At 50.5% G+C, this 25,475-nt stretch carries 15 protein-coding genes; 5 read left to right on the plus strand and 10 right to left on the minus strand.

Annotated features, from left to right (window positions below; all coding sequences use genetic code 11):
• Positions 1-48 precede the first annotated feature (48 nt).
• On the minus strand, positions 49-585 hold the full coding sequence (locus ACYU87_RS20085; RefSeq protein ID WP_461135886.1) for an RNA polymerase sigma factor: 537 nt from the start codon (positions 583-585) through the stop codon (positions 49-51).
• Positions 586-1,252: 667 nt separating this feature from the next.
• Between ACYU87_RS20085 and ACYU87_RS20090 the strand changes: the two genes are divergently transcribed.
• Entirely contained in the window at positions 1,253-1,528 is a 276-nt protein-coding gene (locus ACYU87_RS20090; protein WP_461135887.1) for a hypothetical protein, read from the plus strand.
• Positions 1,529-1,547: 19 nt separating this feature from the next.
• Here the strand turns inward: ACYU87_RS20090 and ACYU87_RS20095 are convergent, their stop codons facing one another.
• The 5 genes from ACYU87_RS20095 to ACYU87_RS20115 all read right to left on the minus strand — a co-directional run bounded on the left by ACYU87_RS20095 (position 1,548) and on the right by ACYU87_RS20115 (position 10,427).
• Positions 1,548-2,390, minus strand: a complete 843-nt coding sequence (locus ACYU87_RS20095; protein ID WP_461135888.1) for a ThuA domain-containing protein — start codon at positions 2,388-2,390, stop codon at positions 1,548-1,550.
• A 79-nt stretch (positions 2,391-2,469) separates the two neighbouring features.
• A complete protein-coding gene (locus tag ACYU87_RS20100) occupies positions 2,470-4,437 on the minus strand; it encodes a KUP/HAK/KT family potassium transporter (RefSeq protein ID WP_461135889.1) in 1,968 nt (655 codons plus the stop codon).
• A 246-nt stretch (positions 4,438-4,683) separates the two neighbouring features.
• Positions 4,684-6,117 carry an efflux transporter outer membrane subunit gene (locus ACYU87_RS20105; protein ID WP_461135890.1) on the minus strand — a complete coding sequence of 478 codons (1,434 nt, stop codon included), beginning with the start codon at positions 6,115-6,117 and terminating at the stop codon, positions 4,684-4,686.
• Positions 6,107-9,313: an efflux RND transporter permease subunit gene (locus tag ACYU87_RS20110; protein WP_461135891.1), complete on the minus strand. Its 3,207-nt coding sequence runs from the start codon at positions 9,311-9,313 to the stop codon at positions 6,107-6,109. Before ACYU87_RS20110 ends, ACYU87_RS20105 begins: the two co-directional genes overlap by 11 nt.
• A 25-nt stretch (positions 9,314-9,338) precedes the next feature.
• Positions 9,339-10,427, minus strand: a complete 1,089-nt coding sequence (locus ACYU87_RS20115) for an efflux RND transporter periplasmic adaptor subunit (RefSeq protein WP_461135892.1) — start codon at positions 10,425-10,427, stop codon at positions 9,339-9,341.
• A gap of 879 nt (positions 10,428-11,306) precedes the next feature.
• On the opposite strand from ACYU87_RS20115, the gene ACYU87_RS20120 reads away from it, so the two are divergent.
• A complete protein-coding gene (locus ACYU87_RS20120) occupies positions 11,307-13,391 on the plus strand; it encodes a glycoside hydrolase family 97 protein (RefSeq protein ID WP_461135893.1) in 2,085 nt (694 codons plus the stop codon).
• A 155-nt stretch (positions 13,392-13,546) separates the two neighbouring features.
• Here the strand turns inward: ACYU87_RS20120 and ACYU87_RS20125 are convergent, their stop codons facing one another.
• The 3 genes from ACYU87_RS20125 to ACYU87_RS20135 form a co-directional block, all read right to left on the minus strand.
• Positions 13,547-14,722 carry a Gfo/Idh/MocA family protein gene (locus ACYU87_RS20125; RefSeq protein WP_461135894.1) on the minus strand — a complete coding sequence of 392 codons (1,176 nt, stop codon included), beginning with the start codon at positions 14,720-14,722 and terminating at the stop codon, positions 13,547-13,549.
• A gap of 109 nt (positions 14,723-14,831) precedes the next feature.
• Positions 14,832-16,220, minus strand: coding sequence for a putative oxidoreductase C-terminal domain-containing protein (locus ACYU87_RS20130; protein WP_461135895.1), 1,389 nt, complete (start codon positions 16,218-16,220; stop codon positions 14,832-14,834).
• Positions 16,221-16,341: 121 nt separating this feature from the next.
• Positions 16,342-17,757 carry a Gfo/Idh/MocA family protein gene (locus ACYU87_RS20135; protein ID WP_461135896.1) on the minus strand — a complete coding sequence of 472 codons (1,416 nt, stop codon included), beginning with the start codon at positions 17,755-17,757 and terminating at the stop codon, positions 16,342-16,344.
• Between the two features lie 361 nt (positions 17,758-18,118).
• Here ACYU87_RS20135 and ileS point away from each other — a divergent pair, with 361 nt between their 5' ends.
• The 3 genes from ileS to ACYU87_RS20150 all read left to right on the plus strand — a co-directional run bounded on the left by ileS (position 18,119) and on the right by ACYU87_RS20150 (position 24,764).
• Entirely contained in the window at positions 18,119-21,682 is a 3,564-nt protein-coding gene (gene ileS / locus ACYU87_RS20140) for an isoleucine--tRNA ligase (protein WP_461135897.1), read from the plus strand.
• 266 nt (positions 21,683-21,948) lie between these two features.
• On the plus strand, positions 21,949-22,347 hold the full coding sequence (locus ACYU87_RS20145) for a hypothetical protein (RefSeq protein WP_461135898.1): 399 nt from the start codon (positions 21,949-21,951) through the stop codon (positions 22,345-22,347).
• Positions 22,348-22,439: 92 nt separating this feature from the next.
• Positions 22,440-24,764, plus strand: a complete 2,325-nt coding sequence (locus ACYU87_RS20150; RefSeq protein WP_461135899.1) for a metallophosphoesterase — start codon at positions 22,440-22,442, stop codon at positions 24,762-24,764.
• Positions 24,765-24,913: 149 nt separating this feature from the next.
• Here the strand turns inward: ACYU87_RS20150 and ACYU87_RS20155 are convergent, their stop codons facing one another.
• On the minus strand, positions 24,914-25,471 hold the full coding sequence (locus ACYU87_RS20155; RefSeq protein ID WP_461135900.1) for a TlpA family protein disulfide reductase: 558 nt from the start codon (positions 25,469-25,471) through the stop codon (positions 24,914-24,916).
• Positions 25,472-25,475 lie beyond the last annotated feature (4 nt).

The raw sequence follows: 25,475 nt of genomic DNA on the forward strand, positions 1-25,475 counted from the left end.
AAAGTCCCCCTCGGGCATTAAAGCAACTCTATCGTCTACTTAGTAAACCTATATACATAACCGTTGGACTTTTTCCCGCCCTCGCTTAAGCCGCATCTTAACCGTGCTTAGTTTGAGAGTATATAACTTAGCAATCTCATCGAGGCTCATGCCCTGTTCGTACTTCAGTCTTAATAACGTGCGGTCCTCATCCGGTAGCGTAGCCAGCGCCTGGTTTACCCGCTGAAGTGTTTCTTCGTGCAGGCTAACGTCCTGTGGTTCGGGAATATCCTGCTTAAGCACATTGTCCAGCGAGCTAAGCTGGAGCCGTTTAGCCAGTTTGATCTGGTCAGAACAATAATTATAAGAGATGGAATACAACCAGGTTGAAAACGTTGACCGTTGCTGAAAAGCATCCAGTTTATCGAATACCCTCAGGAAAATATCGTGCGAAAAATCCTGCGCTTTATCAGAATCCTGAACGACGGACAGGCAATGGCAGTACACCTTCTTTATATAGCGAGTGTACAGCGTTTCGAAACACTGATTGGGCTGGCTAGGCAAGAGCTGCCTGATCAACTCCTCGTCGGTTAGTAGTTTATACATGAACTAGTTGAGTATGGGTTAGAGAAAATTGTTGTCAAGCCCGACGATTGTTCATAAATGGGAACAAAACCAGAACAGGTTCAGTAAACCGGTTCACGCGAGAAATAAGATTTATACTTAGGAATCGACGATACACACCGTACCAAGTCTACTCATTCCCGGCATCACCTTTGCTCCCCGCTTTTACCCCTTTTTTCTTTCGTCTGACGCACGCTTATCAACCGCTTATACGGGTAAAATGAGTAAACAGCAAAATTCAAAGGTTATAAATTGTAAATAAATGAAATTTTATCTTTTATTCGGTCTATTATCACCCATTTATTTATCCAAGGGGATAAGTAGACCAATTTATCGCTCTGGGGCGTAAACAGCGAAACGAGTATTACGTAGAAAATAAATTTATATACAATAAGGCTAACTAGTAAATACTATTGGACTATACCACTTATATTGCGAACAAATAGTATTCACATATAAGTACTATTCCCTTCCATACCGACTTTAACTACTCAATGAATAAGAAATTCTGTTGTCCATCAGCTAGTTTCACTCCTTTGCAAGCATGTTCGTTACCAGCGCTGATGAATTAACTCTGTACGCTACCTTGTCAACGTTTTGTTTGCACAGTTGACAAACAGTTATTTTTTTCTTCTTTTACTATATTAATGTGCGACAGTTTGACAAGTTAACATTCTCGGAACAACTGGTATTAATTCCCCTTAAAGGACGCTTCATCGCTGAACGGCAAGACAGCGACCATCACGTTAAACTTTATTATTGGGGCAATCATTTTATCGAGATTTATTACAAATGGCCGCTCAATCGTGGCCTGGGTGCCCATTGGGAGCCTTATAAAGTCAGTGTCTTTATTGACATGGCAGGCTGTGCCGACCGACTGATTCCCTACGTCGAGCCGCTTCTATTGTGTGGTCTGACATTATAGCAACCTACATCATCAGCGGCTATCGGATAGGGGCATCTCTGGAATCAGCGTAGGCTTTACTGAAGTCGATTTTTTTGACCTGCGCGGCCACGTAGCGAATACCCTGAAAGATGTGCCGGATGAAGGTTGTATCGGTTTCGTAATCGGTTTTGGCGTGGCCCAGGGTTGTGCACCAGGTGTAGCCTCCATCGAAATTGTAGTACCAGACAGCGGGGTAAAGTTTTGTGTAGGAGCCACCAAAAGCTTTTACCTTCTCCGGCTCGTCCTGATTGAGGGTTGTCAAATCACTGGCCATGACAACCGTTGGTCCGGGCGACATGTCTTTGGTAAAATAGAACTCGTCTTCTTTCTGCCACGACGCAGGCAAGCCCTGCATCGACGAATTTTTTGAATCAATAACCTCAACGGTGAATTTCTGAAACTTCGGGTGCCACGCAAACGTACCACCAATCATTCGTTTGAACCAGGTCCAGTTGCGTTCTGTGCCCATCACCGAGTGAATACCCACAAAGCCGCCCCCGGCTTCGATGTATCGCCGGAAAGCCAGTCGCTGGGCATCGGTATCGAACACGTCGTTGTTTGTGCTGGGAAAAAGCAGTAGCGTGTATTGCTTCAGGTTATCTTCTGTAAACACCGTGGGCTGGTCGGATACGTCGACCTTGAAACCGTTCAGCCGACTAAGGTTTTGAAGGCACTGTACGGCATTGGGAATATTGTCATGGACATACCCTTTCCCGTTTTTCGTGTATACCAGAATCTTCACGTTTTTCCAATTGACGGCCGTGTTTTGACACCATCCCAACTGTGTACTGAGTAAGAGCAGCACAAGACCAGCGAGCCCCAAAGTACTGATTCGATTCATCGTCTATGCGTAGTTAATACCACAAAAAGCATGGAAGCTACATTATCTACGCGCATTCCGTTTCCGGCGTTTAAATCCCCTACGCTTCGGAATTGTGCTCTCTCGATTTTACCCGCGTCAGGCGGAGGTTGGCGGGACGGGTCAACACCAGCGGCACATCTTCAATCATCACGTTACTGGTATCCAGGCCATAGGCTGCCTGAGGTGGCAGCGCAATCCGTTTGAGCAGCAGGTACCCGTTCATGATGAGCTGCGACAGGATGGGCAGGTCATTCTCGTAAGACAAGAAAGAGCGGAACAGAACAAACCGAAAATCGCCCGGTACACGGTGAACATTCAGCGACTGGTAGCGGCTTTCGATGGTTACCTCTTTATTTTTCACCATGTCTTCCACCACCATCCGAAACAGCAGGTTTAACCGGGGCTGCACCCGAAAACCCAGATAGAACGTAATAAAATAGACGTCTTCATGAGCCAGCGTATCCACCTTGTATCGCATAACGTAGGGCTCATCTTCAACGCACAAGTGAAGAAACCAGTAGATATCAGCCCGTTTGGGAGCCCGATTCAGAATGGAATACAGCGTTTCTGATTCGATTTCGCGGGTATCTTCGGCAGTCGTCAGATAGACCAGGTGCGTGGCAAACTTGGGTATTTCAGTATCGTTACTCAACTGTTTCAGCAGGGGCAAATTATCGGGCAGGGAATCATAATGGATAAGTTGCGCCTTGATGGCCTCACCCCGTTGCCAGAAAATCATCATGCTCATCAGTACGAGACCCATCGTCACCGAAATCCACCCGCCTTCTTCAAACTTCACCAGGTTGGCAATCAGGAAGGTACTCTCAACGGTTAGAAACAAGCCTGTAATCGCTACAACGAGCCCTATGTTTACCTTTTTCACGTGCAGGTAGGCACTCATCAATACGGTACTCATGAGCATGGTTAACGTAACGGCCAGCCCAAAAGCCGCTTCCATATTGGCCGACTCGCGGAAGTGCAGCACCATCAGAATACAGCCGACCATTAGGCCCCAATTCACAAACGGCACATAGGGTTGTCCCCGAAAGTCAGATGGGTACACCACGAGTTGACGGGGCCATAGGTTCAGCCGCATCGCTTCGCCCACGAGCGTAAACGAACCACTGATGAGCGCCTGCGAAGCAATGATGGTCGCCAACGTAGCCAGTATAATACTGAACACGACCAGTGGGGCCGGAACGATGGAATAAAACGGGCTGGTTTCGCCCAGGCGCTGGCCGAGGTGCTGCATCATCCAGGCCGACTGCCCGGCGTAGGAGAGCAAAAGCGTCAGCTTCACATAGGCCCAGCTAACCCGGATATTTCCCCGGCCACAGTGACCCATATCGGAGTAGAGTGCTTCAGCGCCGGTGGTGCACAGAAAGACGCCCCCCAGTAACCAGAAGCCGCCCGGATAGTCGGCCAGCAACCGGAAGGCCCAGACCGGATTCAGCGCTTTGAGCACCCCTAAATGTCCCCAGAGCGCCCAGAAACCAATAGCTCCGATGAAGGTAAACCAGATCAACATGATCGGCCCGAAGAGTTTACCCAGTAACTGCGTACCGAATTGCTGGCTGACGAAAAGTGCGACCAGAATGGCAATGACAATGGGGACCGTGTCGAGATGAGGGTAAAAAATGAGCAAGCCTTCAATGGCCGACGACACCGAAATGGGCGGTGTAATGAGTCCGTCAGCTAACAGAAATGACCCCCCAATAACGGCCGGGTACATCAGCCATCGGCCCGAAAACCGGCGGATCAGCGTGTAAAGGGAGAAAATTCCGCCTTCGCCTTTGTTATCTGCCCGGAGGGTGATAATCACATATTTAATGGTCGTTTGCAGGGTCAGCGTCCAGATTACGCAGGACAGTGTCCCAACGACCAGGGTTTCGCTCAACTCTTTGCCGCGCATAACGGCGGCCAGTGTATACAGGGGTGATGTACCAATGTCGCCGAAAACGATCCCGATAGCGACCAATAGTCCCTGGGCCGATACTTTGTTCAGCGAAGAATGTGTGGTAGACATGAATTGTCGATAGTGTAAGTCTAGTAGTTCTCCTCAAAACTACGCGGCTACCCGGTTGTTTTCGGTTATTTCATCCGCCATGTTCACATTAGATCATCGGGCTCGTGCCACCTGACCAAATGGCACGCCAAACCAACTGAACCTCAACCGAAAGACCGGACAAAAGAACGTCCCGTTGCCATGAAGATACGGCAACGGGACGTTCTGAAGCACTCAAAAAAAGACAGATAATGCAGGCAGATTGGCTTATCGCCAGCCGCCACCCAGTGCCCGGTACGTATTGACCAGCGCGTGCATTTGCTGCATTCTGGTTTCAATAAGTTCCATTCTGGCTTCCAATACATCACGCTGGGTCAGCAATACTTCCATATAGTCGGCTCTCGCCGATGTGAATAACTTGAGCGATATACTGGTTGACTGAGTCAGCGCCTGCACCTGGCTATTTTTGGCATCGTACTTTTTGCCAAGGTTATCAATATTTGATAGCTGGTTAGCTACCTCAATGTAAGCATTCAGCACCGTTTTCTCGTAGTTGTAAACGGTTTGAATTTGCTTGGCATTGGCGCTTCTGTAGGTAGCCGTGATGGAATTCTTGTTAACAATAGGGCCGACTAAATCACTGGCCAGCGACGCGATGATCGACTGCGGTGTGGACAGTATATACAACGGATTGTAGGCCATCACGCCCAGAAAAGCTCTCAGGTTCAGCGAAGGATAAAAGTTTGCTTTGGCTACCGTTACGTCCAGCTTAGCCGCTTCCAGATTCCATTCGGCTTGTTTAATATCGGGCCGATTGGCTAACAACTGCGATGGGACACCAGCCTGGATTTTAGGCGGAACCAGGTCGCTGAAGCTTTGCGAATTTCGCTGAATATGCTGCGGGTAGCGCCCCGCCAGAAAATTGATGTGGTTTTCCGCTTCGACGATCTTCTGCTGAATTTCGTACTGAAGACTCTGCGTTTTAAATACTTCAGCCTCGAATCGGCGTACCGCCAGCTCAGTTACTTTAGCCGCTTCTTTTTCCTGCTTTGTGATATTCAGCGCATTGTTAAGAATGACAAGGTTCCGCTGAATGATGTCCAGCTGGGTATCGAGTGCCAGAAGCTCATAATACGAATTGGCAATTTCGGCGACCAGGTTCGTTACCTGAAAGTTTTTCCCTTCTACAGAACCCAGATAACTGGCAACGGCAGATTTTTTAGCATTCCGCAGTTTGCGCCAGATATCCACTTCCCAGCTGGCCGTTGCTCCGAAATACAGATTCGGTAAAACCTCCGGCGTTTCTACGCCCGGCCGTATCTCGGTAGCGGCATCGGCTGCCCCCTGACTGGTGTAGCGAGGTACTTTATCGACCCCGGCACCACCACCCAGACCAACGAAAGGCCGGTAGGCCCCGCTTCGGGCGAATACTTCGTTATTGGCAATCTGGATTTCCTGCAGCGTAACGTTCAGGTCCTGATTGTTATACAGAGCCGAATCGATCAGGGCTGCTAGGTAGGGATCGGCAAAATAATCCCGCCACCGGTTCCTGCCTGTATTTGTCGTGTCCTGCGAGTTGTAATAACTCGCAGGAACGGATTTATTTTCTGTTTTCTGAACCAGGCGCGGTACACTACAAGCGAAATTGAATAGGGTAATGAGCGTTACGCCTGCACGGATCACTATTCGTTTATTTCTCATTGACTTCACTTTCTTCGTGTTGTGGAAATGCATCTACTGAATGAACCAGATTTTCGGTTAGCGAACCCTCGTCTTCATCTCTAATCATCTTCCGACCGTCGGCCATGCTAGCGAATATGTAGTATAAGCCGGGAATAATGATGACCCCGAAGAAAGTACCGAATAACATGCCACCCATGGCCGATGCCCCAATCGTGCGGTTACCGATGGCACCGGCACCTTTGGCAATAATGAGGGGAATCAGACCGGCCACGAAAGCGAATGAGGTCATCAGGATGGGGCGGAAACGAACCTTGGCGCCTTCAATAGCGGCATCCATAATCGTATAACCCTGCTGTCGCTTCTGCACGGCAAACTCCACGATCAGTACGGCGTTTTTACCCAGCAGACCTACCAGCATGATCAGACCAATCTGCGCATAAATGTTGTTTTCCAGCCCCATTGCTTTCAGCAGGAAGAACGAACCGAATATCCCGACCGGCAGCGAGGTCAATACCGCCAGCGGAATAATGAAGCTTTCGTATTGGGCGGCCAGCACCAGGTAAACGAAGGATACAACGATCAGGAAGACGATCAGCGTCTCGTTACCCCGCATCGACTCATCGTACGACAGCCCTTCGAACGCAATGTCATAGCCTTTTGGCAACGTCTTCGCGGCAACTTCCCGGATGGCCGCGATGGCATCGGCCGTAGTGTAACCTTTGGCTGGCTGACCCTGAATAGCCGACGAATTGTACAGGTTGAACCGGGTAATCTCGTTGGGACCCTGGCCTTTCTTCAGCTTCATGAACGCCGAGTACGGCACCATTTCGCCCTGATCGTTTTTCACGAAGAGCTTCAGAATATCCGATGGCAGTCGTCGGTAGGCAGGATCGGATTGTACGTATACCTTGAAGAACTGGTTGAACTTGATAAACCCTTGTTCGTAGGTACTACCGATCATGATGTTAAGGTTGTCCATCGCCTTTCCGATCGAGACGCCCTTCTGCATGGCCAGGTTGTTATCGATTTCCAGTTCGTACTGTGGGTAGTTCGCGGCAAAGAAGGTAAACAGGCCTGTCAGCTCTTTACGTTTGCCCAAATCTTCCATGAATTTCTTGTTGATCTGGTCAAACTCACGGTAATCCGTTTCGGTATTTTTATCCAGCAGACGCATGGAGAAACCGCCCGACGTACCGAAACCAGGAATAGCGGGTGGCTCGAAAAATTCAATCGTCGCACCCAGATTTCTGGTTTTTCCTTCCAGTTCTTCCATGATCTCTTTCACGTTCTTGGAACGATCCCCCCAGGGCTTTAGGTTGATCAGACAGGTACCCGCGTTAGAGCCCCGGCCTTCTGTCATGATCTCGTAACCAGCCAGTGACGACACCGACTCGATGCCCGGCACCTCTTCGCAAATTTTCTGCAGCGATTGAGAAACCTGGTTTGTTTTTTCCAGCGTGGTACCCGGTGGGGTCTGGATAATGGCATAAATCGTGCTCTGGTCTTCGTTGGGAATGAAGCCCGCGGGCAGAATCTGATTCTCGTAGGCAATGCCTAAACAGAAAGCAGCCAGAACAAGGATCGTAACAACTCGCCGGTTCACGATCAGGCGCAGCAGGCTCACGTAACGGCCGGTCATTTTATCGAAGCCCCGGTTAAAGCTGTCGAGTGCCCGGGTCATGATGTTTTTCTTCCGCTCGTGGCCGTGGTGATTTTTCAATAACATGGCGCATAACACGGGCGTCAGCGTCAGGGCGATCAGCGCCGAAATGACGATGGAGCTGGCCATGGTAATCGAGAACTGCCGATAGAACGTACCAACCGGCCCCGTCATGAACGAGATGGGCAGAAATACCGATACCATCACCAGCGTAATGGCGATAATAGCGCCACTAATCTCACCGAGCACTTGCCTGACCGCGCCAAAGGGCGACAGATACGGTTTTTCCTCCATCTTGGCGTGCACCGCTTCCACCACCACAATGGCATCATCGACCACAATACCGATGGCCAGGACCAGTGCGAAGAGAGTGATCAGGTTGATAGAAAGGCCAAAAGCCTGAATCACGAAGAACGCCCCAATCAGCGAAACAGGAACCGCCAGGATTGGAATCAGCGTCGACCGCCAGTCGCCCAGGAAGATAAATACCACAAGGGCTACCAGAATGAACGCATCCCGCAGGGTATCAATTACCTGCTCAATCGACGCATCCAGGAAGTTCGAAACGTCGTAGCTGATTTTATAATCCACGCCCGGAGGGAAGGATTGTTTCATTACTTCGAGCTTCTGTTTTACCTGCTCAATAACGTCGCTGGCGTTACTACCGTAGTTCTGGCGCAGGACGATAGCGGCCGATGGGTGACCATCCAGGTTGGAGTAGATGTTCACGAATTCACTACCCAATTCAACCCGGCCAATGTCCCGCAGATGAATGCTTTCACCCTGGGCGTTGGCCCGGATAATAATTCCTTCGTATTCTTTAGGATCGCTGTACCGTCCCTTATACGTCAGTACGTATTCCAGCGATTGGGCGGCTATCCCGGAGCTTTGACCAAGCCGGCCCGGACGTCCGATGATGCTTTGCTCACCCATGGCCTTCATCACTTCCTCTACGGAAATGTTGTAAGCCCGCATACGGTCGGGATTCAGCCAGACACGCATCGCGTAACGCCGGCTACCCAGTATCTGCGCTCTGGCGACCCCTTTCGTCCGCTGAATTTCGGGGATCATCTTCACCGTAGCGTAGTTGAACAGAAACTTCTCGTCAATTCCCTTCTCCTTGGCGTAGAGGTTGACGTACATCAACATACTGGGTTGGATTGGCGTAATGATAACCCCCTCGCGCTGAACCAGTTCCGGCAAGAGCGGCATCACCTGATCCACCCTTGTCTTTACCCGGATAACGGCGTCGTTCGGGTCCGTTCCCGGTTCGAAGATAATCCGGAGGGTTGCTTCACCGGCGCTGGTGGCATCGGTAGCAATGTAGCGCATGTCCTGAACACCATTGATCGCCTGTTCCAGGGTAATCAGCGTAGATTTAACCAGAACGTCGGCACTGGACCCAGGGTAATCAATGAATATGTTTACGGTGGTAGGCGCAATATCGGGAAATTGCGAAATCGGTAACTGCTTAATTGCCAGCACACCAACAAAGACTATCATGATGGAGATCACAATAGCTAATACCGGTCTACGGATGAATTGAGTGAACATATCTCCTGTTTTTAAGACGGTTTAATTACTCGGCGTACAAGCCCAAATTCGAGATGACCGCGGCAGGCTGCACGAATTTGTATTTTATTTTTTCGTTCTCTTTTACCTGGCGTAAGCCTTCCAGAAGAATCTTGTCATCTTTACTCAGCCCCGACCGAACCGCAAAAATGTGTGGCATCTCGGCTCCTATCGTAATCTCCCGCGACCGAACTTTATTGTCCTTGTCGATCACATACACGTACTTCTTTTCCAGTACTTCATAGGTAGCTTTCTGCGGAATGATCAGCGCATGTCGGAGTGGCAGGGTCATCTGAATGTTACCCGTTTCGCCGTGTCGCAATAGCCCGTTCGGATTGGGAAAAGTAGCCCGGAATGCGATGTTGCCTGTCTCGTTGTTAAAGTCCGCTTCAATCGTTTGCACGACGCCCGGGTATTTATACATCTGCTGATTGGCCATCAGCAAGTTTACGCTGTTCAGGTTTTCTTCCTGCGCGTGGGTTTTGAAGTTCAGGTACTCGGCTTCCGGCACGTTGAAATACACCCACATCTTGCTGTTGTCGGAGAGCGTAGTCAGCAAGTCGCCCTCGTTGACCAGGCTACCCAACCGCACCTGGAAGTGATCCATAATGCCATCGAACGGCGCTCTGACTTCCGTGAAGCCCAGGTGTACTTTGGCCAGCGACACTTCAGCCTTCGCTTTGTCTAGTTTGGCTTTCGCCAGCGCCAATTCAGTTTTAGAAACGATGTTGCTATCGGCCAGGGCTTTCGTATTCTTGAATTCAACGCCAACGAAATTGGCTTCCGCTTCGGCTCTCTGCAGTTCAGCCTGGTACTGAATCGGCAGAATCTGGAACATAAGCTGCCCTTTTTTGACGTGCTGTCCTTCGTCCACAAAAATCTTTTGCAGGTAGCCTTTCTCCAGTGCTCTCAACTCGATGTGCTGAATGGCGTGAATCTGACTCACGTATTCGTTGGTGATCGTCGTGTCCGTCAGCAAAGGACTACTCACTGAGTAGCTAACTTCCTCTTCCTTCTCTTCTTCCTTGTGGGAGCAACTGGCGTAGATTAATAAGGTGCAAATGCTCATCAGCATGAGCGAGGCAATTCGTTTCATAACAATCTTATTTTGGCACGACACTGGTTTAACAATTAGTAAGGGAAGACTCGGAAAATGGAACTGTATTCTTGTTGATGGAGGGCTGAACCGACCGATAATCCTGTACCGGTCCTATGCGCTGATGCATCAAGTAGCCGCTTCTATACCGTACTTTTTCGGTCGAATAACTTGCTTAGCGCGTGAAAGCTGACACACCGATGAAAAAGCCTGAGTCGGCCTGGAGCCGTAAAGTAAGCTTGAGGGGATATTCTGGTGTTGCATAGCGTTCGTCCGTATTGCTTTGACACAAAACAAGCGCGGTGACATTAAAATGAAGTGAGAAGGAAATTAAAAATATTAGAAAAATTTTAAATCTCAGGCCAATAATTTTGCTCGAAGAGGCTTTTATATTGGAAAAATATAATTAAATATATTAAAGAGGCAACTCACTTGACAATCCCAGCCATTCGTTGCAGCAAGACGTAGCTTAATAGACCCGGATCAGGACTGGAGAATTTTAATGTCCGGCAGAAAAAACAGACAAACGACAGGCATTTTTCTGCGAGCGCCAACCCTAACGGATACCCTTAGTCGCCAAGGCCTGCTTCCTGTCATTCTCGGGGTGAGGTGTTAGTCCACTACCTGATAGCCGGGCGGTTTCTGTTTTGTTACCCTTTATCTGCTGCGGGTGTGTTCGGCTTCAGGCACCACACAACGCTCCTGTTGCCGCCTGAAAACTCACCCCTGGTTACGGCAGTAACATGACTAGATCAACCGGGGATAGCTTTTCAGATTCGTCAAAAATTAGGTTACATTTGGTCAGAGGTTATCGACATGTACCCCTTGGGAAACGATGACGTTTACTGGTCTGTCCGCTTCTTCTAACCTAATCTTTGTATGCCCTTTTTTACTAAAAAATCACTGGCCGTTCTGCTACTTAGCGTTGTCTGGGTCAGTGGCCTGGCTCAACAGTCCGCTTCGGTAAGTTCGCCAAACCGGACTATTGTCGTAACGACCCAGAACCTGCCAACGGGCGAGTTTACGTACCAGATTCGCTACAAAGGCAAGCCAGTCATTGAGCCATCGGGGCTGGGCTTCGTGCTCAGCAAACCGAATGTATCGCTGAACCGGTTCACAATCACCCGAATGGATTCGTCCCAAACGGACGAGACCTGGAAGCCCGTTTGGGGCGAAGTAAGCCAAATTCGTAATCATTACAAGGAGCTTGTTGTCAGCTTACAGGACAAGTCCGGGTCGGCGGTTGGGGTGCGGGTGCGCTTTCGGGTGTTCGACGATGGTGTCGGCTTTCGGTATGAATTTCCGCCACAAAGCAAGATCACTCATTTCGTCGTAGCCGATGAGCAAACCCAGTTCAGGCTGTCGGCCGATCACCAGACGTTCTGGATGCCGGGCGATTATGACTCGAACGAATATTTCTATAACAAAACCCGGCTCACGGAAGTCGATGCGATTGCGGCTGCCGATAAAGAGAAAGACATAGCCCTGAAGTCGATTATCGGTCAGAATGCCGTTCAAACGCCCCTCCTGTTCAAAACCAACGATGGTTTATATGTCAGCCTGTATGAAGCCGCGTTGCTCAACTACCCAGTCATGCACCTGCAACTGGACAAGAAAAACCTGACCCTCACCTCACAGCTGGTACCGGATGCGGTGGGCAATAAAGCCTACCTCCAGACGCCTGCTCAGACACCCTGGCGGACCCTGATCATCAGCGACAAAGCAACGGATCTGCTGGCTTCTAAACTCATTCTGAACCTGAACGAACCCTCTACCATTGCTGACCCATCCTGGATAAAGCCCCAGAAATTTGTGGGCATGTGGTGGGAGATGCACATCGGCAAAGCAAACTGGGCGAAGGCTGAAGGGAAACACGGTGCCAACACACAGAACGTAAAAAAATACATTGACTTTGCCGCTAAATATGGCTTCCAGGGCGTACTGGTCGAAGGATGGAATGTAGGCTGGGAAGACTGGTTCGGCAACTGGAAAGAAGACGTCTTCGATTTCGTTACGCCCTACCCCGATTATAACATCGACTCGCTGACGGCTTATGCTCAGCAGAAGGGGGTTCGCCTGATCATGCACCACGAAACATCAGGCTCCGTTACCAATTACGAACGCCGGATGGATGCTGCGTTTCAGTACATGGTGAACGAGGGCATCAATACGGTGAAGACGGGATACGTTGGCCGGATCATTCCCCGGGGCGAACACCACGATGGCCAGTGGATGGTTAATCACTACCAGCGGGTGGCTCAGAAAGCCGCTCAGTACAAGATTATGATCGACTCGCACGAGTCGGCGCACCCAACTGGCCTCCACCGCACCTATCCGAACTGGATGTCGAGTGAAGCCGCCCGGGGCAGCGAGTTCAACAATGCCCCCACGCTGGGCATCACACCCGAACACACCACCATTTTGCCCTTTACCCGCATGCTCGGTGGCCCAATGGATTTTACACCGGGCCTGTTCCGGTTCAAGTTAAATCAGTTTGATAGTACCCGTACTACGGTCGTTCGCACAACGCTGGCCAAACAACTGGCGCTCTACATTACGCTTTACAGCCCGCTGCAAATGGCGGCCGATTTACCCGAAAATTACGAGAGACACCTGGATGCGTTTCAGTTCATCCGCGATGTACCGGTCGACTGGGACGATACGAAAATACTGGCTGCCGAACCGGCCGATTACGTTATGATTGCCCGTAAAGAAAAGGGAACGGCCAACTGGTACCTGGGCGCCATCACCGACGAAAACAGCCGCGACCTACCCGTAAACCTGTCCTTTCTGGAAGCGGGCAAAACCTACGATGCAGTCATTTATCAGGATGCCCCCAACGCAGACTGGAAAACAAACCCGGAAGCGTACGTCATCGAAAAGAAACCGGTAACCGCGAAAACCAACCTATCCCTGCACCTGGCCAAAGGGGGCGGTTGTGCCATTCAGTTTGTAAGAAAGTAAATTCTGTCTGTTGTAGAGTCAGTTGCTCAAAACTGACTCCACAACAGCTAAGCTTGACGGCTATAGTGTCCTCGCAAACACAGGCCATGGGAATCCCATCAGACCACCTTCCCTCAAAAAGGGAAAGCGGTCTGACGCTTTGATTTTAGTAATCTTTACTTCTTCAAATTCACCATCTGCGCTTGCTTCTGCGCTTTGAGGGCCAGTTCCGTTGCCAGGAAGCAATGCTCCTGCGACATGGCGGTTTCGGTTCGGTTCAGTACGTCATTCACGAGTTGTTCGCCGTAGGGTAGCGGCTCTTTGCTGCAATCGATGTAACGGGTCTCTTTATTATCGGTGATAAAGAGGTGATTGCCCCCCTCCCGTCCGCCGGGGTCAATGTTTTTTCGTATTTCAATAAAGCCGTCGGTGCCCAAAATGGTCAGGCGACCGTCGCCCCATGATTTCAGACCATCCGGCGAAAACCAGTCGACGCGGATGTAGCCCATCCCGCCATCGCCCCGAAGCATAACATCGCCAAAATCCTCGAATTTCGGGTATTGCGGAAAATGAACGTTACCCACCTGGGCGGCTACAATATCCGCTTTTTTAGACCCTGTAAAGAACAGAAACTGGTCGAACTGATGTGAGCCAATATCGCAGATAATGCCACCAAACTGCGTTTTGTCGAAGAACCAGTCCGGACGGGATTTGGGCGTCATCCGATGTGGTCCCAGCCCAATCGTCTGAATCACATGACCGATCGCGCCCGACTTTACCAGTTCACCGGCCTTAACGGTCGCTCTGTTTTCGAGCCGTTCGCTGTACATGATCGAATAAATCCGCTTGGTTTCTTTCTGTACCCGACGTACTTCAGCCAGTTGACCGAGGGTGGTGATGCCGGGCTTATCGGTCATAAAGTCCTTCCCGGCTTTCATCACGCGAACACCCAGGGGAGCCCGTTCGGCCGGAATGCCGGAGGTGAGCACAAGCTGAACGGATTTGTCGTCCAGAATTTCGTTGTCCGATTTCACCTGTTTTGCCTGCGGGAATCGCTTGGCGAAGGCCGCCGACAGATCCGCTTCTTTGGCAAAAAACGAAACGAGCTCGCCCCCACCCCGAATGACGGCGTCTACCTGCGAGTAAATATGCCCGTGATTGATGCCAATAACCGCGAACCGAATCCGGGCGGCTCCTGCGGGAGCAGCCTCGCTACCCAACGAACCCGTACGCAAAATAGCGGGTGCGCCCATTGTGTCAACAGGCAGGGCGGGCAATACGACCAGGCCCGCAGCCGTAGCCATTGTTTCCTTGATAAACGTGCGCCGATTGGCCGATTGTGGTGAGTTCATGTATAATGAGTGAGTGATAGGATGAGTGAATAGTTGAATAAATAAGGGCGATTACTCATCGAAAGGATTACTATTCCATTCAATCATTCACTCATCCCATCATTGAGAATTATTTTTTTTTGGCCAACTCCAGCGCCTGCGTGGTAGTGTAATATTTGGCAATCATGTTAGGCACTTCCCAGGCGGGCATCTTGCCCGCTTTCAGGTAGTCGATGTACTTTTGAGCAACCCGCCCAAAATGCGCTTCGTGGCCTTCCTTGTATTTTTCGGGAATGACGACCTCCCACCCCGACGCACTTTTCTTTACGTCAACCCCCGGAAATTCCCGCTGAATGGTGGGTAAGGCGGCTTTCAGGGCAGCATCCATGGCTTTGCTGCCAGCAATGGGCTCGATGTACAACGTTGGCTTATACTGCTGTTCGGCCCCCTGTCGGATGATCAGATTGGCTTTGGTACCGCGCATAATCGAGTAATGGGTATCGCCCGCGCCTTCCGGCGCTTTGTAGGCCCACGTAACCGACACTTTGGCATGAACACCCCGAAGCTGGTAGTTGATCTCCCCATTGCTGTATACCCGTAAAATACTGTCGTTGACTACATCTTTTTTGAGGTAGTCCGGAAATGCGTTTTGCTTGGTGATGGCTTTGAACTGGCTCAGACTCATGTCGGTTGTCCATCGCCGGGCCGACGTCAGGCGAATATCTTTCTGGTAGTCAATGACCTGTTCGGGAAAACACTCCCACTGCACCAGGTCCACCAGGTGCGTGGTTACGTCCACAATTCCTTCGCCCTGCTGGGCTACATCCATAAACCAGGCCGGGCGGGTCAGGATACTCCCCGACACGTTTTTGTAAAAATGATGAACGCTTTCTTTGGTTACAGCGGGCTTGTCGGGTGTACCTTTTTCAAGCGTACCAAATACTTCGGCCTGTTGCGAAAAGGCCCGTTGCAGCCTGGTCGAGATTTCGTATCGCTCGGTCATGATATCGTAGAGGAGCACCTTATTCTTTTCGGCCGTCGCAAACGATGCTTTCAGCTTATCGAAGTTCGACGCGTCAATCACCATTGGCTTATCAGCCAGCACATGAAAGCCAGCCCCAACTGTTTTCTGAATATAGTCCGTTTTCAGCCGGTTATTCCCCGCCATCACAACGACATTGCCCGCCCGGTCGGCCAGCATTTTATCCAGGAAATCGGCCCCTTTGTAGACCTCCTCCTGCCAATGGGTCGGATTTTCAGCACGGGTGTTGTACCCTTCTATTTTATCGAGATGCAGCTGAAGGTCAGACGGTGCTGTGCCAGGGCTGTCGGGGGCGTAGACATGCACCGTCGAATCGACACCGGCATACATGGTTTTCTGCACCAGGGCCGCGTGAAAGTGGCCGGGATCAAGGGTAATCAGCCGGATAGCCGTATCCTCTGCGCTTTTTTCAGATGACTGACAGGCGGCTATCAGCGCAGCCGTAAACAGGGTAGTAACGGTAGGGACAAACTTCATTCGTAAGCGGGGTGGTTGGTGGTTGGCGGTATTCGATTTACAGTCTGTGGTTGTTTGGCACACAAGTGCTTTGGGCGGCATACTGGTGCAGTCAGCCAACCACAAACTACAAACCGAACGATTACTTAGCCGAGGCCATCAGTTTGATAGCGTAGGGCGCCCGTTGCGTGCGGGACAGGAGTTTATTTGCCTCGGGATCGTTCTTGAATTGTTCTTTTTTGGGATCCCAATAGAGCTTTCGATTTAACTTCATGGCTGCGTGGTGCAGCAGGCAGGCCGAGCATGACCGATGGCCCACTTCGGCCGGGGCAATTGGCTCTTTACGGCTCACGATACTTTCCAGCCAGTTGCCATGGTGCTCTTTACTAACCGTCAAATGAGTTTCGTTGGGGCCGATCACCGACGTGATGATTTTGGGATCGCTGGCATCGAGTTTTTTGGCGGCATTCTGTTTGGCAACCGGGTCGCTGGCGGTAACGGCAGCATCACCCCGCGATACGAAAATCCAGCCTTCCGTCCCTTCGAACTTGATCCCGTTAGGAATTTCGTTGCTCACAATCATGTGAACGCCATTTTCGTACAGGGCTTCGGTCCTGAATATGCCGTGTACATCCCACAAGCCATGTTTCGGAAAATCGGCTTTACCCCATATTTCGACCGGGCCGGTGTATTCGGTGTTCATGGCCCAGTGCGAGCAGTCGATGTGGTGCGAGCCCCAACCCGTAATCATACCAGCCCCAAACTGTTCACACCGCAGCCAGCCCGGCCGGTCGAAATCGGCCTGCGGATGCACGCGTTTTTCAGTGTAGTAGACCTCGGGAGTCGTGCCGAGCCACATATCATAATTCAGATTTTTCGGGATGGGCATTTGTGGTTCTTCGTCGCCCGATGGATCGCCGGGAAGGCCGACATACACCGTTTTCAACTGACCAATCCGGCCATTACGGACCAACTCCGCTGCGTAGCGAAACTGCTCCGATGATCGCTGCTGACTACCCACCTGCACAATCTGACCCGACTTCTTCACGGCATCGGCCATCATACGCCCTTCGGCAATGGTGAGCGATGCCGGTTTTTGCATGTAAACATCCTTTTTGGCCCGCACGGCATCAATCACGATGGGCGCGTGCCAATGGTCGGGCGTGCTGACCAGAACGGCATCAATATCTTTATTTAACAGTAATTCCCGATAATCGGTATATACCCGAACGCCGTCATACTCCTTTCCTGTTTTCTTGGCATAAACGCCATTGACCAGTTGTTTGGCGGCTTCGGCGCGTTTACTGTCCAGGTCGCAAACGGCCATGATGAGCGCATTGTCGTACTGCCAGACACCCGGCATATCATGACCGCGCGAGATGCGACCGGTACCGATGGCCGCCACATTGATCCGGTTGCTTGGCGCGTTTTTTCCAAATACCGAAGCCGGTACTATAGTCGGAAAACCACTGATGATGGCCGTAGTAGCCAGAGTTCCTTTAGCCGTCAAATCGAGGAATTTCCGTCGGGAGACAACTGTTTTTTTTTCGGATAGCATAAGCAGCAAAGGGTCAGAACATTACCATGTTGTGTAGTAAGGTGGAGTTGCGCTTTTTTTACTATCCTGCTTACTATCTATCACGGGAACCGACGCGGGAAACAGCGCAGCATACCCGATTACTGCCTGCCTGTAGACAAACACTTAACGGGCAACGTTTTGTAAGTACAGGGATCCTTTGTTTTGTGTTGTTCTGTCCCAATCCTAGAGCGAACCACACTGGTTCGCTTTTTTGTTTATTCCCGACAGGCTCCAGAGTTCCAGGTTATGGGAATCCTTTGCCGTGTATTTACCTATCTTTGCACTTATTTTTTTAACCGCATAGGATTGACTTCCTCTATTGGAGTCGAGCGTATGCCGTATGATCCTCTCAGGCGTGAAGTATCAGCAATATGAGTCCCTCGATTACGCGACGATCGCAGCCGAGGTTTTAACGTACTGGAACCAGAATCAGGTTTTCGAACAGTCCATTGCTATCCGCGAAGGAAAGCCCCGGTTTACGTTCTATGAAGGTCCGCCCTCGGCCAACGGAGCCCCCGGTATTCACCACGTCATGGCGCGCACGATAAAGGATATTTTCTGCCGCTATAAAACGCTTAAAGGTTTCCAGGTTGACCGGAAAGGCGGCTGGGATACGCATGGCCTGCCCATTGAATTACAGGTCGAGAAAGAGCTGGGTATCAACAAGGATGCCATTGGCAAGCCCGAATCGGAAGGGGGTATCAGCGTGGAAGACTACAACCGCAAATGCCGCGAAACGGTCATGCGGTTTACCGACCAGTGGAACGACCTGACCCAGAAAATGGGCTACTGGGTAGACCTCGACAATCCGTACGTTACCTACAAAAACGAATACATTGAGTCGGTCTGGTACCTGCTCAAGCAATTGTACGATCAGGAAGTGAATGGTAAAAAAATGCTGTACAAAGGCTATACCATCCAGCCCTATTCGCCCAAAGCCGGTACGGGCCTGAGTTCGCACGAGCTGAATATGCCCGGCACCTACAAAGATGTTCGCGATACAACCATCGTGGCCCAGTTCAAGGTGAAACGTACGGGCAAATCGTTCTTTCTGTTCGATTCTGCCCAGGAAGCGTCGAACGGCATCGAGAACGATTTGTTCATTTTGGCCTGGACAACGACGCCCTGGACGCTGCCTGCTAACTCAGCCCTGACCGTTGGTAAAGACATCGACTATGTGCTGATCAAAACCTTTAATCAGTATACGTTCCAGCCGATCAATGTGGTGCTGGCTAAAGCCCTGGTGAGCCGCTGGTTCAACGAGAAAGGTCAGCACGAAAGCAATAGTCTCGCGTTTGACGCCTATTTGCCCAACGACAAGATTATCCCGTGGGCAGTGATCGATATACCAGGTTTCAAAGGGGAGCACCTGGAAGGCATTGAGTACGAGCAATTGATGCCGTATGTCAAGCCGGAAGGAAACGCGTTCCGGGTCATTCTAGGCGATTTCGTTACGACCGAAGACGGTACGGGCGTCGTCCATACGTCGCCTACGTTTGGTGCCGATGACTTTCGGGTAGCGCAGGCTGCGGGCATCCCACCCATCATGGTGAAGGATGAGACCGGAAAAGATGTCCCCATTGTGGATAAACACGGCCAGTTTGTGAATGAGATCACGGATTATGCCGGTCGGTACGTGAAGGAAGAATACTATTCCGACGAGGAACGCGCCGATCCGGACTTCAAGCCGACCGATGTCCTGATTTCCATCAAACTGAAGCAGGAAAACAGAGCGTTTCGGGTGGAGAAATACGAACACCCGTACCCGCACTGCTGGCGTACCGATAAACCAATTCTCTATTACCCGCTGGATAGCTGGTTTATCCGCACAACGGCGAAGAAAGACCGGTTGGTAGAACTGAATAAAACCATTAACTGGCAACCCGAAAGTACGGGCACCGGTCGCTTTGGCAACTGGCTCGAAAACCTGGTTGACTGGAACCTGAGCCGGAGCCGTTTCTGGGGAACGCCCTTGCCTATCTGGCGTAGTGAAGCCGGCGAAGAGGTCTGCGTGGGATCTGTAAAAGAGTTAATAAAGCTCACCAAAGAGGCTATCGAATCAGGAAGGCTAACAGATAGTCAGCGCTTAAAAAACGAAAAGTTTCTTTATCTCAAAAGGAAAGAAAATGACCCTGACTATAATGGAGAGGAGGTAAGCGATGCATTAAAGGCCGATCTAGTTTATGAAAAAATGGTGGGCAAGGGAAGCACATTCGACCTTCACCGGCCTTACGTTGATGAAGTGTACTTCGTTTCGGAAAGCGGCCAGGTTATGCAGCGTGAATCGGACCTGATCGATGTCTGGTTCGATTCGGGCGCCATGCCGTATGCGCAATGGCATTATCCGTTTGAGAATCAGGACGTGTTTAAGCAGGCATTTCCGGCTGACTTTATTTCGGAAGGCGTCGACCAGACGCGCGGCTGGTTCTTCACGCTCCACGCCATCGCCGGTATGCTGTTCGATTCGGTGGCCTTCAAAAACGTGGTTTCGACGGGTCTGGTGCTGGATAAAAACGGCAACAAAATGTCCAAACGGCTGGGCAACGCCGTTGATCCGTTCGAGACGCTGGATAAGTATGGAGCCGATGCCACCCGGTGGTACATGATCACCAACGCGGAGCCCTGGGATAACCTGAAATTTAACACCGATGGCATTGGCGAGGTGCAGCGGAAGCTGTTTGGCACCCTGTCCAATACGTATAACTTCTTCGCGCTGTACGCCAATCTGGACCAGTTTTCGTTTTCAGGACGTACGGTTCCCGTAGCCGAACGCTCCGAACTCGACCGCTGGATTCTGTCCAAACTGCAGTCGCTGATCCTGGACGTTGAGGAGCAGTTTGACAGTTATAACCCGACTAAAGCGGGCCGGGCTGTACAGGATTTCGTGAACGACCAATTATCCAACTGGTATGTTCGGTTATCACGCCGGCGTTTCTGGGCCGGAGCATCGGATGCCGGGGAAATGACAACCGATAAACGGGCTGCCTACGAAACGCTGCACGAATGTCTGACAACGGTTTCGCAACTGATATCGCCCATCGCTCCGTTCTACGCCGATTGGTTATACCGGAACTTAACCGAGACGAATACGTCGGTGCATTTGACGGATTTTCCGATAGGCGACCAAACCCTGATCGACGCTGAGCTGGAACGATCGATGGAGCTGGCCCAGCAGGTATCTTCGCTGGTTCACTCCCTCCGCAAAGGGCACAAACTGAAAGTTCGGCAGCCGTTGAGCCGCGTGCTGGTGCCCGTGCTGAATACCGACACACGCCGTCAGATTGAGCATGTAAGCCCAATCATTATGTCGGAAGTAAACGTTAAGGCCGTTGAGTTTGTGGATGATGCCAGCGGTATCTTGAAAAAGAAAGTCAAACCGAACTTCAAAGCCTTGGGCCCGAAATTTGGTAAGCAGATGAAAGAGGTAGCAGCCGCCATCACAGCCATGACAGAAAGTGATCTGAAAAAGCTGGAACAAACTGGCGAGCAATCCTTCCTCATCCACGACCTGCCGCTCGTTATTTCGTTGGCCGATGTCGAAATTCTGACCGAGGATATTCCCGGCTGGCTCGTTGCCAGCGAAAGCGGAATAACCGTTGCGCTGGATGTGACCCTAACCCATGAGCTACGCGGAGAAGGCATTGCCCGTGATTTTGTGAACCGGATTCAGAACCTGCGCAAGGACCGCGATTTCTCGGTGACGGATAAGATTCGGATTGTACTGGAACGAACCGACGAGGTACTTGCTCAGGCTATCGAAACCAACAGCGACTACATTCAGCAGGAAGTTCAGGCTGTCTCACTCAAGTTGGTTAACGACTTAAACGAATCAGCGACTGAATCTGCCGTAGCCGAAATCGACATGGACGAGTTTCAATTACGCCTGAAAGTAGATCGCGCATAGCTACTGAATCAATAGGGGTCTATACAGCAAAAGTCACCTCCTTGGCGGGGTGACTTTTGCTGTATAGACCCCTTCCTGCAAGGGCGTTATAAGCGTCTGATAATCGATAAGTACCTCACCCATGCCCTCTTTCGTGTCGTTGAACGTATAGAACACTATACAACGGCACGAATCTTGTAGGTATACATTTTATCAGTATATATATATATAAAGCTAACTAGTGTTGGCTTGGTTAAGTGTTTTCACTCCTTTAAATCCCTACGACTTTGATTGATTGTTTACGCGCTACATTGCACTCATTCGTCAATAATTACCAGGCCGTTATGTGGCGGTTACGTGAGTGTCCGCTCAACGATGAGCAGTTGGGAACTGCTGTTGGGCTAAGTGGTAACGCCATCCGAAATCGACGGTCGAAACCAGATTTGTGGAAGCTGTCCGACGTTGAGCGTCTGGCCCTCTATTTTACCCTACCGATTACAGCCTGTATTCAGCTACACCAGGTACTCGATGAGTTAACCGCCAACCTGAAAAATCTGCCACCCGACGAACGCAGGCGCACAGAGCGACTATTGACGTTCAAAACAACTCAGCTAGAGTCCTATAACCAGACTGACTGGCCTATCCGGTACCTGCTTCGTATGCATCAGTTGTTGGCTAACAACTAAAGATTAACACACTGATAATTAAATAATTGGTTACAAAAATAGGAGGTTCTGGCCCGCTAATGTAGCTTTACGGTGGCATTACTACCCACCGCATGAAAATTAGTTTATTTTTAACGCTAATCTTTTCTTATTTCGTTGACCAGGCGTCATTGGCCCAATCGCCAAAACTTGTTCGGGGGCCTTATCTACAGGTCGTTACGCCAACGTCTGTTATTGTCCGCTGGCGCACCGACCTACCCACTACAGGTCGCGTTTGGTTTGGCACTTCGTCAAGCCAATTAACGAACGATGTCCATGAGTCGCAAGCGACGCTAGAACATAGTCTGACGCTATCGGGTCTTCAACCCGCCAGCCGGTACGCCTACGCCATTGGTTACGACAATACCCAACTCGCAACCGGCTCTGATTATTACGTCAAAACAGCCGTGCCCGCGGGCGACACCCGTCCCCTGCGCTTCTGGGTACTTGGCGATTTTGGAAGCGGCAATGCGAATCAACGAAACGTTTATCAGGCTTATCAGCATGCCACTGCCAGCCGCCCCGCCGACCTATGGCTATGGCTGGGCGATAATGCCTATTCGTATGGCCTGGAAGACGAATACCAGCAGTTGGTTTTTCCCGTCTATGCGCCTACGCTGCGCAACACCCCGCTGTTCATAACCCCCGGCAACCACGATTATGCCGACAGCGAAACCAATGTCAACATTGCCTATTACAGGCTGTTTTCATTTCCCGAAAAAGGAGAATCAGGTGGGCTTCCGTCAAATTCAAAATCGTATTATTCGGCGGATTATGGTAATGTGCACTTTATTTCGCTCGACTCACAGGGCCGCCAGGACGGCCAGTATCGGCTCTACGATACAACCTCGACTCAAGTGCAGTGGCTAAAGCGCGATCTGGCAGCCAACAAGCTGCCCTGGACAATCGTGATTTTTCATCATCCGCCGTATAGTAAGGGTGGTCATAATTCCGATACCGAGTTGTCTATGAAGCTTATTCGGGAGAACCTGACTCCTATTCTGGAGCGTCATGGCGTCGATCTGGTTTTGAATGGGCATAGCCACGGATACGAACGAACGTATCGACTTAAGGGACTTCGCGGATTGGCCAACACCTTCGAGGCAACCAGCCACATAGCCGAAAGAACGTCGGGCCGGTATGATGGCTCGCCTAATTCGTGCCCTATCCTGACAAAAGGCCAGGGTACCGTTTACGTAGTGAACGGATCCGGGGGGCAACTGGGGGGGCAATCGGCCGACTTTCCGCATCCGGCAACGGTTTATAATAATACGACAATGGGCGGCTCAATGCTTCTGGACGTGAATGATAATCGGCTGGATGCGCAGTTTCTTGTGGCCGATGGCACCGTGCTTGACAAGTTCACCATCCTGAAAAACGTAAATAAGACGGTCTCGTTCACAGCCGAGTTTGCCGATACGTTACAGTTCACAGCCTCCTGGCCGGGCGACTATCATTGGTCAGATGGACAATCCAGCCGGACAATACGCTATGCAGCTAATCAGGCAGGCACGATCCCGGTCACTGTTACCGACGTCCGCCAGTGCCTAACCGATCAGTTTACCGTTTCGGTGCAAAAACCACCCAAATTGACAACTAAAATAGCCGGATCGACGGCGGTTTGTGTAGGTAGCACATTTGCGGTAACGGCAACCCCCGAAAACACGACCAAAGCGGCTGGCTGGCAATACGATGTTTTATTATCCGATGCGTCTGGCAATTTCTCGACTGAACGAGTGGTTGGTTCAGGCACCTTAACGACGCTGAAAGCCACCATACCGAGTACATTACCGCTCGGAACGGGCTACCGACTGCAAGTTAGACCACAGGGTATTGCCTATGCACAACTGGTTCCCAGTGCCGGTTTTGCCGTAAACTCATCGCCAACGGTAACGTTAACCGGATCGACAACCGCGTTGCAGGGCCAACCGGTTTCACTCACCCTGAACTTCACCGGCGAGGGGCCGTGGCGGGGTAGTCTGTCAGATGGGTCTGCCTTCTCGGGAAACACGAACCCACTGGTTCTGACTATTCAGCCGACCAGATCTACGGTATATTCGGTAGCGAGCGTTGAGAACGGTTGTGGACAAGGGAGCGCGTCAGGTAAAGCTTCGGTAACCGTTCTGTTGCCCACAGCAGCAGAAGAATTTGCCGGTGGACGACTGAAAATTTTCCCCAATCCAACCCACGAGGTTGTCTATGTGGAGCTGACGACGACCCAAAAAAGAGACGTTAGTTTGACGATGTACGACGCACAGGGCCGTTCGGTATTCCAAAAACAGTTTGGTCAGGTGAACACCGTTTCAGAAATCATTTCGATGCCGGACCTCGCCGGAACGTATCTGCTCACCATTCAGGCGGGGCAAAATAAAATAACGCGGAAGGTTGTACGGCAGTAGAAGTGGAGGAAACAAAACTAGTCGACTACCCACAATTGGGTGTATTTTAGACTTTTTCGGGATCGGTTGTATACTTATACCTATGAACTTATAAGAGACTTGCTTCTCGACGGTATATAATTCAGTTAGAGAAAAAATAATAACACCTACTACAAATTCAGTGTACTATCGATCTGACTGTACAGAGCTTTATTTTCACTGGGTCTCCTGGCTTGGTGCACGATGACCTGACCGCCCCGGTCAGCTATGAAATAGCGTGGAATATATTTCACTGGATCAGCCCGCCCCACTACCTGATCGTAAAACGTGTTGAATTGTTCCTCCGTCAATAAAACGTGATGGCCCTGAATATTATACTCTTTAATACGTTTCTTCCATCGATACTCTGCTCCGGGGTGATTATCAATGCATAAGTAAAGAAAGGCTATATCCTCTCGGCCTTTATAATGCTGCTTAAGCGGTTGAGTATGGTGCTTAAATTCTTCCAGACAAGGAAGGCAACTTGTACCCCAAATGTCCCCGTAAACGACCTTATTTTTAAACCGCTTATCTTGAAGAATTTGTACGACAGATGTATAAGGCTTGTCGGATTGGATCAGTTGAATGTCATCGTTGCCTGCAAATATCAACGTCCAGCCGACATAAACTGACGTTACAAAGATGACTCCTACAATGAAGCCAAATACTGCTTTTGTGGGCTTTCTCATGTCG

It is taken from the genome of Spirosoma lituiforme, assembly GCF_054776635.1.